This is a genomic window from bacterium (assembly GCA_021108215.1).
Lineage (GTDB): Bacteria > Oederibacteriota > JAAXVQ01 > JAAXVQ01 > JAUVAV01 > JAIORK01.
The window spans coordinates 1-15061 of record JAIORK010000004.1; the positions used below are offsets into that span (position 1 = coordinate 1).

Here is a 15061-nt window from a genome sequence, read left to right on the forward strand (position 1 = left end):
CGATAATACCATTCGACCACGCAATCGCATCGTTGCGCGCCTGGGAGCGCATCTGTCTCAAGTCCGCACGATTAAGCGTATTCTGCCAGGTTTGATATGCCTGGACGTCTTTCCGGAGTTCATCAAAATTCTTATGCTCTGTCGCAGCCTTGGTCTGCCAGTAGCTTTTCAGTGAACTTTCCAGCATGGCATTACGCACTGCCTGACCGGTACGCAGAAAACCAATTGCGCCAATTGCCAGATAGACTCCTGAAAAAGCACTGACTGCCATGCCGGCCAATGCCGGCAGAGAATTCTCCATACCCAATCCTAAATAAGCACCCATGCCGATCAAACCAATGGCGACCACCCCTGAAATCCCGGAAGAAATGTATCCCCATAACGCCCGGAAAGGATGTTCCTTCCCACCAGGTTTACTCTGCCGTTCCTGCTCAGGTTGCACTTCCTGTTCGCGCTCCCGATCAGCTTCCGTTCGGAGCACTTCTTGTTTTCTATCGATTCCCGTGTCGCCCGGGGTTACCGGCTGCCTTCCCTGTACAAACGCTCTGCGCGCGCGCGATGTGGTGACACCGGCGGATTTGATCTCCCTGGCAAACATCGTCTTCCAGCCCGCAATGGTATCCTGTACATTTTCATCCGGCGCAATATTCGCAAGGTATTCATTCACATTATGATACCCAAATTTATTGACAGCGACATAGCGCAACACTTCAATGTCGGTATCTGAAAGCAGTTTCATATAGTTCCTTTCATTAATAAATGGAATCATGATAAACCGGCGGTCTTCACCATAAACCGCGCTGGTTGATATGTTTTTATATAAATAACTTCCCCCGATATTCAAAACAATATTATACAGATCCTGATAGGTCGTGATTTCACCGGCATCTGCATGCCCGATTTTATTCAAAATTCTGCGCAAATCACTTTCCGTAACTTCATAGGTCAGCAACCCCAAACCGTTTCGCGTGGTAAGATCCTGCGAAAGAGCACTTGCCAAATCAACCATGGAAGCACTGCGGGTATCCAAATCAGACAAAGAAGCCTCGGCATCATACGGCAGGATTTTCTCCGGCTGTGCCTGACGCAAGATATGCTGATAAGCAGACATAAACTCCAACAAAGTTGAGTAATGCCAACCGCGGAAAAAATCCGTCATATTATCATGCCCCATATTCCGGGTAATATTTGCCATTTCTTCCATACTGATTTCTTTAAATTCGTTTCCGAGATATAGTTTCAGATCACGATTTACCGCAGTCGTAAAGCGCTCAATTGTCACAAAATTAAATTTATCCGTTTCAACCAATTCCCGGATCTGCGGGACTTCTTTGCCCAACAATCTATCAACAAACGCCTCGGCTGTAAACCAAAGTTGTTGATAATATACTTGCCGCATATCCCAGCGGTAATCATAATTTTCACCCGGCGCATACAACATATAATTGAACTTAAACCTGTCATACGCTGGTTTATCATAAATCAAATTCACCGAACGATGCGCCATATTAATCCCAACCGCCAGCAACCAAAAAGCCGCAATAGTCATGGAGCGGGCATTAAACATAAACCGCATAAATTTGATCGGCGCAGTAAACGGAAAAAATGCAAGATTTACAACCCGCGTCGCTGTGCGTTGCCAAAAATTCCCTTCCGTGCGCCAAAAATTCCAGATATTGGATATCCTGCGAAAAACATTTTCGCGGTTATCGCGAATACCCAAGGCCCGTCGGAGAAGACGCCCCAGCACCTGACCGAGCCGGACAAAAACCTCCAGCCCGCGCAGAAAAAACACCATAGCAACAACCAAGCCGGTGCCAATCGCAATTTCCGCTGCCAAGAACACTGCCGGCAAACGCATTTCATGCCGTGGAATATTCGACTTCTCGCCAAATCCAAGGCGCTCGGCAATCGACGGATTAAACTGATTTTTATTTAACGACGGTATTTCCCGGTTTGGCGACCAAAGCACCGCGCCATTGGCCATCCGCCCCATGCGTTTCCATCCAGCCATGGCCAACAGAGTATCATAGCGTGATTCATTCGGATGGGTCATGACTACGCCAACACGATAGCGTTCCGGCTGAGAAACAATTTTCCTGAGTAAATAAACCAGATTATGCTTCTTACCCAGAGAATCACCTATTAATTCAGGATCTGAAACCTGAAAAAAATCAACCATAGATGATAAACGCTTCACACCATGGAAACGCGGTTCGCGATTGGGTGTCAGGGTTGTATAACCAAAATTGATATCCGGTCCATATCCCATCCCCATATCCAAAAAGTAATAATAATATCCCGGTGCAACCGACTGCTTTTTCCCACCAACTTGCGTGTATTGATTCGGATCCGCATCCAAAACCGACCCATACAAACCATGCCAGGGAGCTTTTCCCGTGGTGGCCGGATTCACATCAACACCGTACTCAACACTGGATGGTTTGCCAATCACATTGGCTGCCGGACCCACGCCGGGCAACACTTTCCCCGGACCTTCCAGTCCCACTTCCTTGTACATATAGCGGCTGCCTTCAAATGAGGGAAATTGCACATACCCGCCGGTAACCAGCTGGGGATTGGCTGTTGACATAAGACGCGCATTGGCCACCATCTGGGCATGACTATTGAAACCGTATTGCCCCTTTGTCTCCACTCCCAGTTCAACAACAAATTCACGCGCGCCGCTTCGTATCTCCTCCGGTAAAATGGTTTGCAAGTCATACAAGTTAAACCCTTCAACAATCGTCGGATTCAATTTAAATGATTGACCGGTCTGCACATCAATCAATGTAACGTACCCGTATGCCAGATTGGACATCTGATCAACGTTTACTTCCATATAGCGCATTTTTGCCGGATCAAAAACCACCCGACGGTAAACCGCACCATAAGAATTTTTCGGATCATTCCCTTTAATTTTCATATAAACTTTTTCATCCCCTGCTTTTGTCACCAGTTGAACATCCGCTCATAGCGCGACCGCAATGTGGAAACATACTGCTCATCCGTATAGTACCAAGCACCCATCGTGGTCAGGTTGATGACATCCTGATTAATCCCCCCCAACGCTTTTCCGGACATGGCCAACATGCGTGAGATCGTAATCGTCTGGCCGGCATTACTCACATGCTCAGGCATATAGGGGGTCCCCGGTTTATGATATTTGCTGATGACACCAAATTCCAGCCAGCAATTACTGCTAAAAATCCCATCAAGATCAAAACGATAAGTTCCAGGAGCATTAATTTTCATTTTCGGTGAGATTGCCTTCCCATCGGCATTGTTGATCACGAGATAGCCTGAAGAAGTCATCTCATCCACCGTCACTTCAATCCAGCGGTTGGAAGGATCTATTTTCAATTGACGCAACACTGTTCCGGAACCGTTTTTCTTTTGAAAGGCATTGATTTCAGCTTCACTCATCATACCCAACTTTGCTGCCGTCATCTCTTCCCGCGCGCCGCGAATCACCAATCGATTTTGTTGATCAATCCGTTGTTCAACACCATTAGCTTCCCAAGGCATAAAATAATTTTCCGCATTATATGCCCATGCGCCATTGCGAATTAAATCAACGCCACGCTGTTCCGAATCACTCGCGCGGATAATTTCCATAGAATCAATCACAACACGCTGGCCGGCATTGGTTTGTTGCTGCGGTGTTGCCGGTTCCTTCGACTCAGGATCACGCCACTGTGAATTAACACCGATTTCAATTGGAATCATCAACGAACCAAGCTGGGCATCCAACTGACGGTGCCGCTGCCCGGATATTCTTCCCCATTTTTCATCTATCAAATCATGTTCCGCTTTCAGGGACACGCGCAAGGCTTTACGCTGCTGTGTTTCGTAAGCAAGTAATTTTTGATTCGCCCGGTTGTATTCCACGCGCGGCACTTCTCCCGAATAGCGGCTTGCCAGCGCATCATATGCCTGCTTTGTGCGCCACCGCAAATCGCTTTCCAATTGTTTCCATCTGGGTTTGGCATTATTTTCCAAAGCATTATGTTCCGCTTGCGCTTCTCTGCGAATAACATCATCCACAAGTGTGCGGTGGAGGTGTTTAATCGTCGCTTCATCCACTCGCCCCTCTCCGACTTGTTCATAAATATTTTGCGGAATAATATCTTTTAAGTTGAAGTAATAAACTCCCGGTTGATTAATCGGCAAAGGTGTAGAATATATTTTTGTATATTTTGTTCCATCGTGATCATAATGTATATTGATATACATGGAACTCGTCACTTCTTTAACCTCCATCCGGAGCATATTGAAACCCTTGCCGTTTAAACGTGTATGTAACAAGACGCCACCATATTTCCGATGTTCCTCAGAATCCTGACCCGAACGTGTTCCAACGACTGTGAGACGGGTTCCGCCCTGACCGTTATCCGCCAACACAACATCAGCACCATAGCTCTGAAACTCTTCCGGGGTCACTCCGGAAGGCAATAATGCCACACGATTTTCCTTTTCCATTGATGGCATTAAATTATTAAACCGGGATTGACTCACCCGATCATAATAGTCCGCTTCAGAAAGCACCTGGTATTTTTGCCAGTTGGCTATCAAATTTTCCAGTGGAAATTGTTTCGGATCCCAGCGGCCAAAAATCTGCTCAAAACCACTAACAATGGTCGCTAACTGATCCAAAGTAAACCGCCGCTTCAAATCCGGTGTCATATATTGCTCTAAATTATACCTACCCATAACCTGTTGGTTGTTCAGGCGGCCGATAATCAACCGGGGGTCCCGTTCACCCGCATTCCAGGCTGCCAACAATCCCAGAACACCTTCATTGGGATTGGACGACGGATTGAAACGCAGCAACAAGTCGCGCATTGTCGGCTTGGTATAATTCAATTTATACATCCACTGCATCATGGGCACCAACAGATCCATCCAGATCGAACTGCCACCGCCTTTGGCCGGCAATCCCGGTGCATAAAACCCGAGTTTTTCAGAAATTTCCAGACATTGCCGAATTTGTTCAGACGTCAGCTTCTCCCGATAATTCCCCTCATGAATATAATCATCGCTGGTTACTGATTCATTTAAATAGGCATAATAAACATCCCCAATCAAACGGGTCAATGTCGCTTTATTATGATAGAGCACAAAGAACCATTCTTCAAAACCGGAAGCTTCCTGGTCAATAACACGCCGCATTTCACTTGGCGAAATTTCGCCCTTGATACCCTGCTTGGCAAGCTCGCGATTCACTTCAATACAAATACCCGGCAGATCCGGTTTGGGATCTACAAATTGGCCGCTGATGCGGCGGCGAATCAACTCCAACAGACGGTCACCGGGCGAATAATTAAAAAAGCGGCGACGCACGGTCGAAACCATCTCCACCTCAATCTGGAGGGCATTGTACGTTGCCAGATAGGTCTCCAGATTCATTCCCGGATGATTCAACGCTATTACGCGCTCAAAATTTTCCTCTGCCATATTGATGGAAGGATGGCTGCAAAATTCAGAAATATCCTGCTTCGCAAGCATTCCATCCTCACGCATCACCAAATCTGCGGGTCCAACCCACGCTTGCCACTCAGCATCAAAGATAGCTCCCCTAAATTCAAGTGCTGCCTCGTTCCAGCCGCCCTGCCAGGCATGGATCCACTCCATACTGCTCTTGCGCGCTTTCCAGCGCGTGACAAGCTCTGTGAGCGATTCAGTAGAATGATAAGGCAGAAAAGAACCGAGGTCACCGCGAATCGGCTGCACCAAACGGTTGGCTGGAATATTAATCCAATACTGGTAGAGCCAGAGTTTGACCCGGTTGTAGAGGGTCGACCGTTTGCCCATCACATCTTTTTCACGCGTATCCTCCAACTCAACCATCATCAACAAAGCCGTAAGTGAAATATTATGTTCCCGGCAAAATGCCTTGAGGTTTAATTTATTAAATGTAAGATATTTTTTTGCCATGACCGGATGTCGGCTTTCTACACTGATTTTATCTATCACCGCCTGATTGGCCAACGGTCCCAAAGCTTCCATTTCCACCCGCACATCACTTATCCCCTGCCCGGCCAACGGAATCCGTGCCTGGCGGCAAAGCTGATAAAGATCAAGCCGGGTCTCGCCGGCAAAAAAATAAAACGGATTTTCCAAACGTATTTCCTGTCCATCCACAAATACTTTGGCACGCAAATAGGCCTGGCCAACCGGCAAATCCACACGTAAAAAAGGCGTTTTAATGATATCAACCTTGTGTTCGACGGTCTGAACACGTTTTCCCTGGAGCGTCTCCATGGCCAGTTTTTCCGCGAGTGTTACTTGAAGTGCATTGGTGCGGGTTGTCCGGTTTCCATTAACTATCTTCACTTCTTCCACAATCACTGACGCATTTTGATCCGGCAAGGTTCGCGTGTAATCGGTCTCCGTCACACCGATTTCCAAAGTAAAATAATGACCCCACTGTTGCATGTTGGCAGGCAGATAATGGGCCAGATCAAACACAAATTCACCATCAACGTGCGTGTCCAGTTGTAAACGGATCTGTTGGCCTGTCTCCGCATGGGTTAAAACCGCATACCATTGCCCAGTGACATCCCGTACTTTAATGCTAACCTCGGCATGTTGGTTGAGATCAACCTGGAAACTTTGCTTGGTAACCATACCGCCGTAATTCTGATCTCCGGTTCGCTCAATTTTCAAACCATCATCCAGCGGCAGCATGGTGATACGCTCGCCTGCCGGGGTCCAAATCCCGCTAATCGCATCCGTTTTCGTCAGCATCTCTTGCGAAAAAAGCTGAATGGTTTCACCATGAACGCGGTTGTAACCATTCATCTCAGAAGGCGTCTGTATAGGCGCACTGGGACGACTGACTTCCTTGATATCCGTAAAATCCGTACCCACATAAGATATCCCGATGGTGTTCATACCACTCCTCAGGCTCCCGGCCCCATCAAACACCCCGATTTTTTCATCCCCCATATCATTGAGTGCCCAAATTAAACCGCCGGCAATGTCGGTTTTATAAATTTCCCTAAACACACGATGGATAAAGTCTCCGGCCGCACCGCTCTCCGTCGTGGCGTAATCAACACCAAATTGTTCAAATAGGATTGGACGGATATTTCCGGTTTTATGCATAAATTCCTTGGCTTTCATAATCAAGGCTTGAGGAGAATCCAGCCGGCCGCCGGTATGCAAAGCAAAAACATCCACATAAGTCATATCAAGATAGTTAAATGTTTCCGGTTTCGACGATCCGGCAATCACCAGGTGGTTGGGGTCGGTGGCTTTAAGATGCCGGGCAATGGTATTATGCCAGACAGCTGCTTCTTTCATCGTAGGATATTCACCCGGCACACCGTGCAAATAAACATCCAAATCCATTTCATTGGTGACACCCCACCCGAATATCCGTGAATCATCTTTAAATTCTCCCACAATTTGTGTCACATGACGCTTCGCCTTCTCAACATCACCATACTCGCGTTCATTGGGAAACAGCGTAAACTGGACCTTCATCCCATAACGGTCCGCAATCTCAACAAACTGACGCATACGTTGAAGCATGGCAGGATCCACTTTATCTTTGCCAAATTCCTCGTAATGCACAAAGGTGCGAATCAGATTAATCCCCACCTGGCTGGACCGGCTCAATTCTTTCTCAATCAACGCGGGGTTCCATTCCGTCCACATTTTTTCATAAGCATGCTTGGACGGATAATAATTAGCTCCCTTAATTTTTACGACCGTGCCATTAATGGAAATCTGGTCCGGTTCGGCGCGATTGACTGCTGCAAAACCTTCCGGCACAGACTCAGATGTTCCAAAGAGGCGTTCCGAGATCGAGTTGAGTCGTTCTCCCGGCAACCCGGTGGTTTTACTGATATCTGCAGAAACATCCGGTTTTTGATCACGATAGGGACTGATTTTATTCAACAATCCGCGGGAAATATCCACCAACGGCTGCATGGTTATCCCGATGATAATCTGGACAAAACGGGTTTGTCCCAGAGGCGCCAAAAACATAAACGCGATTGCAATCATGCTGACACCGGCACGGGTAATCCCCCAAAAGGCGCTGCGTACAAAATCAGTCAGAATCCAATACTGCATACCGTGTCTGCGCAGCCGCTCATGTTGAACGCCTGTGCTCCGGAGTCGACCGGTACGCCAGGCATACGTTAACATCCCAAGTGCGAGCACCACCAAACCGATACTCACCGGCAAGGCCGTATTGAAGCTGGTGATTTCCGCCATCCCGATGCCAATAATACCGGTAAGCAGAATTCCAACAATTGTTACAAAATCCACCAAGCGCTTCCCCTTACGCGCCCGACCGATCTCAGCGGGTGCCAATTGGGAAAAATCCTCATTTCCAATTTGGCTAAATTGCTGCCACAGGGTTTCATCCACACCAAGCTTATTTTGTTCGCCTGCTTCACCAACAGAATATTTATTCGCAATCTTTTGTGCATCACGTAAATATTCCTGTTTATGATCTGAACCCAGTTCATCAACATTTGTTTTTCTCAGGTTCTTACTCGCTTGAACAAAACGCCGCATGATAGTTGTATATACATTAAACGCACGCCGCACTTCCCGCCAGGCAGCCGCATTTTGGTTATAAGCACGGCTAACCGCTTTTTCCAGTTTAGGATCAACTTTTCCGTCAGTACCTGCCCGGCGCCAGGCTTTGTCCAAAACTTCTTCCACACGATTTTGACGCAGCTCCATCTCTTCCGCACGCTGGCGTGCAATCATCATTGTATGCAGGGCAACAGCCAATTCTTTATCTGCTTTGCCCACAATACCAAGCGCTTGGTCCAGACTCATCATTTCCCGCGAAATCAATTCTTCCAGCGGTGCCTGTCGTCCCCGGATAATTCTTCCAATAAAAGGTATTTTGGTCGCCGCCAACCATGGAATATTGATGATCGTGCTGAAATTCAAAATAAAATCAACAACACCCCCGCCTTTTATTTCAGCCAAAATAGCCCGGGCCTCGCCCATCCCTTTTTCACCATGTACGCGCTCATGCCGCAAAATGGAATCAAGCTGGCGCCGGGTAAACCAATCATTGGAATCAAGCAACCGTTCGGAAACCCGGTATTCTCCTGTCGCCACATCATAAGCTGCCAAAGGTTGGTTCTGCTGCAAGGCTCGAAAAGCACTCGCCCATCCCCGTTCCTGACGAATCGGCACCACTCGAAGTCCGGTTCGTTGTTCAATCGCAGCAACTTTTTCGTCCAGCGTCAGTGCCTTCCACTTCAGGTTGGCAAACAATCTCAAAAAACCAGAACGAACCACAAAATATTTACTCACTTCCACCATATAAAAAATCGTTGCCATTGCCGCCGGTAAAAATAAATACCAGTCTCCCCCTACAAAAAATTGATAGGCAACTGTCGCCACAGCAATCAAAACCGGAACAAACATCCGGGGTGTTTCCTTAGGCTGCTGGGTAATCACAGATAAATGATCGAACGTCACATTGGGACGACTGGCTTGTTTTGTCTTCGCTGTACCGATTTCAAGTGTAATCGTATGTTCACCGGTTTGCATATCACCGGGCAGATGAGCACGAATATCATAATAAAACCGCCCGGTTTGATCCGTGTCCATTTGAATACGCGCATACCAATCCGGTTTCTCCGGTGAGCGTAAAATCAAATACCAACGTCCTTTAACAAATGTCACATTAAGATCAATCCACTGCTGCTGATCCATATTCAATTTAATTTGGTTCTGTCCGGGCGTTAACCCCTGTAAAATAACGCCGCCGAATGTAGCTTCCTGATCAACCTGAATTCTGGCTTGATCCTTCCCCACGCGCTCAATACTGCCCTTATTGGCCGAAAACACAGAGATATCATTTCTTCCTTCTCCAATTACCGTTTGCACCGAACGCCGAGTGCCTGTCTGACGCGTGATATCAACATCACCCGAAATAAGTGCGAGCTCATCAAACGTCATGGCGGCATTTTTACTCGCATCTGTCCGGGAAACACCAATTTCAAATACAAATGTGTGCTTCCCGGTTCTCAATTCCTGTAATGCTTCCGGGATGTAATCGGATAAGCGATAGTAAAAAGTCCCCTTCCGGGTCGTATCAATCTGAACCCGTTGATACCATCCCGGTTTTTCCGGCGAACGCAAAATTAAATACCAGCGGCCTTCAACGTCATTCACATTGATTTTCAGCCACTGAGAAATATCCATATCCAGTTCAATAGGTTTACTCAGCTCAATGGCGCCGTAATTCGGTGTCCCGGGACGCTTAATTGTAAACTGGTTATTTTCACCAATCTCTAAAACCGCTTGCTTTTCAGTAAACAACAATGAGTCACTTTTTTGCGGACTCACCAGAACATTGATATATGAACTACTATGACGTTGCTCGCCCAACCCCTTTAACACCGGACGTGCCACTTGAATTAATCTGCGCCAATCAGTTCCCTGGTAAAAATCGCGTATAATGGCGGAAGCCCCGCGCGGCCTGCCCTCCTTGTCAATAATGCCATAGGTCTGATCATCAATGTCATTGAGCGCCCAGACCATAAAACCGGAAATATCGGATTTTTTTACCGCGCTCATCGCCTGACGGAAAAATTTACCTGACTGCAACCCGGGAACTGCTTCCTTTTTAAAATCGACACCCAATTCTTCAAATAAAATCGGAGCCGTGATACCCTTGTCCCGCATCGTGCGCTGCGCTGTGGCAATCATGCCGTCAACTGCATCACCATAAGCGCCGACATGCAGCGAATAAACATCTATATGAGTCGGATCAAGCAACCCGATCCAGCCGGGACGCGATGTCGCGGCAATCACAATATGATTGGGATCAATTGACTTTATAAATCGCGCCATCTCGTTGTGCCAGGCAATCCCAAGTTTTTCCAAACCCTGATCCTGCGGATTGTTTTCAATATGCAGATCCAGTTCATTGGTAACGCCCCACCCGAGAACACGCGAATCATTTTTAAAGCGCTCCAACACCGCCCGGACATGGGCCTGCATATTCGGCCAATTATCCTTATGATAGTTGCGGTGCATTGGAAAAAATGTAAACTGGACTTTCAGCCCATAACGATCGGCAATTTCCAAAAACTGATCCATCCGCCTCAGCATTGCCGGATCAACCTGATCTTTGCCGAATTCTTCATAATGGATAAAGGTTCGAATAGAGTTGATTCCCAACCCGGGACAGCGCGACAATTCCTGTTCAATCAATTCCGGGTTCCACTGCGACCACATCTTCCCCCAGCCATGTTGGGAAGGATAATAGTTGGCACCCTTGATTTTCACCACCACACCCTCTGCCGAAAGTTGCGTAGGATGATCGGGATCAATTTGCACAAACGACTTAGTGGTTGCGCTGATATTAACATCCAACCGATGGCCCCAGTTGGGGTTAATGCTGTAAAGCGTCTCGCGCAAAATATCCACAACAGAATTGGGCATATTACGAATAACCGTCCCGAGCAAACCATTCATGGTCTGCGGGAAAAGACTGAAAGACATTGCCACCAGCGTGATACTACCCACCAAACTAAAAAAGACCCTGCGGGCCATACCGGTCAGACGCCCGGTCTGCGCAACTTTCTCAGCTTTAAGCACCGCAATATTACCCAGCCGTTTTAACAATTCTGGTCTCACGCCGGTTTGTGTTTCAACGCTTGCTTCCCCTGCGGAAAGTGCCTCTGCAAATACAATGGCGCGTGCCATCACCTCCCGCTTTTGGCCGGGCATAAAGCGTTCAGCATGTGTTGCCTGTACCGACTCCGCCGCACTGACAAAACGATCCAACCGGGTTGTATACTGGGTAAATGCCTGATAAATCGCCAGCCGGTCTTTCTCGTTCATCTCCGTTTTGGCGGTATACTCATCAAGTAATGCTTGAGAAACCGGCCGCTGCTGTTTTTGTGCCTGGGTCCGTTCCTGTTCCAGCGCCAACAATGCCTCGGTTTTCAATTGTGCTGATTGAACGAACATCGCTTCTGCTGCATTGACGCCTTCCAATGCGCGGGAAATAACGGTCTCACTTTCACCAATTTGTACAATTGCTGTCTGGAGCTGTGTCCCATCTTGATCAACGAGGGTGGTGCCGGTCTTCATTCTCGTACCAATTCGATTCATTACACCAAGCGCCATGGACCAGGGAATATTTAAAAGCGTGCTAAAATTAAGCATAAGATCCGTCAGTCCACCGCCCCAAACTTCCGCCAAAATGGCACGTGTCTCGCTGGCACCGCGTTTGGCATGAGCTTGTTCATGACGCAAAAACGAACTCAATTGGCGTTGCATAAACCACTGATCGGAATCAAGCAAGCGTTCCGAAACCGCATAGGTATCATCATTGGGATTATACGCTGTCAGCGGTTTCCCGCTCCGCCAGGCACGCCAGGCATTGAAAATACCCGGCGCCTGTTCCATGACCCGCACCCGAATTCCGGTACGATTTTCAATCGCATCTATTTTTTGTGATTGGGTCATTTTCTTCCAGGCGTCACTGGCGCCGCTTTTAGCAATCCCGGAATTTAAATAAAGGTATTTCCCCACCTCAACTGCCAAAAATACCGCCGTCAGTAATGCCGGCAATAGATACAGCCAGTTATTACCTGCCAAATACTGCAACCCCAGACCTGCCAATGCCGCCAGAAAAGGCACGGAAAGTCGCGGAACAGCTTTTTCCATGACAGGTGTTGTTGCCAAATTCACGCCATAACTCTCCGTCCGCAAAACCAACTCCGCCCGCAATTCAGCGTATTTCAAAAATGCATCCGTCGCCTTGCTTTTCGCCTCAATATAGGCTGCGACATAAGGCAGCAATTTCTGCGCTTCTTCCGGTGTCCCGGCATTAAAACTTTTACGCGCCGCTTCCAACGACTGCTCAGCCTGATTTAACTGAAGACGCGCCTGATTATATATCCGGGCCTGATCATTAATTTTCCCTTCCAACTCCGAGAGTTCACCTTGCACTTGATTTCTCACCGCCTGTGCCGAAGCCAGATCAATCTGATTTCGGAGATCCGCAATACTCCCATCCATAATGTGGTCGCCGGAAAACCGAAGAATCAAATTCACTGCCAGGCGGCGGCTGAACATATGTTCATCCGTGGTCTGAATATCGATCTGATTCATCCGTGCCTGGATGCTCACATCTGGGATAATCCCGGTTACAAAAGCAGGCAGAATCGAACCCGTGCCTTGCGCATCCGTCATAATATCGCGAAGCCGCGGATCATTTTCCGTCGCCAGGTGAAGTGCCTGCTCAATCTCCTGATCAAACCCGGTACTTGACAACAGCGCACCCGCATCACCCGTGGGTGTATACGAAAAATGAATATGCGTGCCAAAAATATTAGAAAGTTCTGCTTTGGCCCATGCCAGGGCCTCCTGCCGCTCCAACAATTGTTTCCGTGCCGAGCTGTGTTTAAAGCTAATCGCTGCATCTGATGGATTTTGATCCCGCAAACGCGTCCAACTTGTCAGCTCATTTTCCGCCAGCTTGACCATCTCACTTTGAAGTGCCAAGTTGTAATAAGCACGAAGACCCGCCACCCATTTTTCATGCACCACCCGGTCCCGGTCCATGCGGCTCTCAAATGCCTGGTGACGCGCATTTTGGATCTGAGAAAGATAGGCCGGCGACCAGTCAATTTGTCCTGTCATGGCTTGATACTCGTTTTTAACCGTCATCGGCCTGCCATCCGGATTGGTAAATGTCTGACCGGCTGCTCCCAACGGCGCCAACAAGGACAGTGTAAACAGCGACGGATCATTAATTCGCGCCTGCGCCACCTTAAAACTATTTTCAGCGAAAATAACCGCATCGGACCCCTCAACCAGCGGGGTTAATAATTCAATCATTTTCGCCGGGTCGGTAACATCAATCGCTACGGTTTGTACTTCGGTTGTCACCATCTCCGGTCTGCCGCCAAACTGACTCAAATACAACGCTGCCCGGGATTGGTTCCCCTGAAAATACGTAAGTTCCAGTTTCCGGTAATTAACCTGGATTCGTTTAAAATCAAGCTCACTAAAACCAATTTTGCCTGCATCAAAATCACGCTGGGCCTGACGATACTGCTCCTGGGCCAACACCACCATGCGTTGGGCAATACGCAATTTTTCAGTACTGTACCGGTAAATTTCGGCAAATGCCCGCCGCTTATTGGCCAGTTCATTTTCTACCTGGTGAATCTGGTTCTCAACCTTGGCCAGTTCCAATTCCGCCCATGTCTGCTGTGATTTTTTCGAACCACCGCCAAAGGGAATCGAAATCCCGCCATAGATCGAGGCATCATTGACATAAGCATCATAGCCAATACCCACTTTCCACTGTGCGCCGGTCTTGTTTTTCTCTGCTGCGACCTGAGCTGTCAGCTGACGTTGATGCGCCCGGAGCAACTCAAGAAATGCTTCGGGATTATGCCCCTGATTGCGCAGGGCCGCACCAATGCCGCCCGGCATCTGCTCTAAAAGTGTTTGCGGGTTGTCCACTGTCAAATTTGTACCGGCAGGCAGTTGTGCCAGGCGGCAGTACTCAGCTTTTGCCAGATCCACTTCCAGCTTAATCTGTGCCAGCAGGGACTCCCCATACGCAATCTGGTCCTGCTCGGCCCGCGCAAAGAAAGGTTTGTTGTTCTGCTCTGCATCCTGGCGACGCTGCTCAAATCCGATTTTAGACTGTTTCACAATCTCAGACTGCGCTTCAAACCGGGCCGCCAATTCAAGCACACGAAGATAGGCCTCCGCCGTTGCCACCATGGTTTGGTCCTGCACCACCTTGACCCCGGCCTGCCGCTCCAATACTTTCAGCCGGGCCGCCCGTTCAGATGCCTCTGTTCCGCTAAAACTCAGTGCACCGGAAAGTTCAAGATTTGCGCCATAGCGGTAGCCCTCATCACCCGTAATCCGGGTACCCAGAGTTTCAAACTCTGTAAAACCCCGATAACCGCCGTAAATCGAGAAATTAAGTTGAGGATTTTTTTCACGTCTGGCTGCGTCAATTTCAGCATCCGCCGCATCGACACCCAGCAAAGCACGCCTGACATCCGGTGAGGTCTCCGTAATCAGTTGCAGC

At 48.2% G+C, this 15061-nt stretch carries 2 protein-coding genes (1 of these 2 cut by a window edge); both read right to left on the minus strand.

Annotated elements, in window-relative coordinates:
- A partial coding sequence (locus K8S19_00875) for a hypothetical protein (GenBank protein MCD4812238.1) occupies positions 1-2956 on the minus strand: 2956 nt, incomplete at its 3' end.
- Positions 2953-15061 carry the end of a TolC family protein gene (locus K8S19_00880; protein MCD4812239.1) on the minus strand. It continues 15848 nt past the right edge of the window, so the window shows 12109 of its 27957 coding nt (coding positions 15849-27957); its start codon lies off the right edge, out of view; its stop codon occupies positions 2953-2955. The genes K8S19_00880 and K8S19_00875, both read right to left, overlap by 4 nt.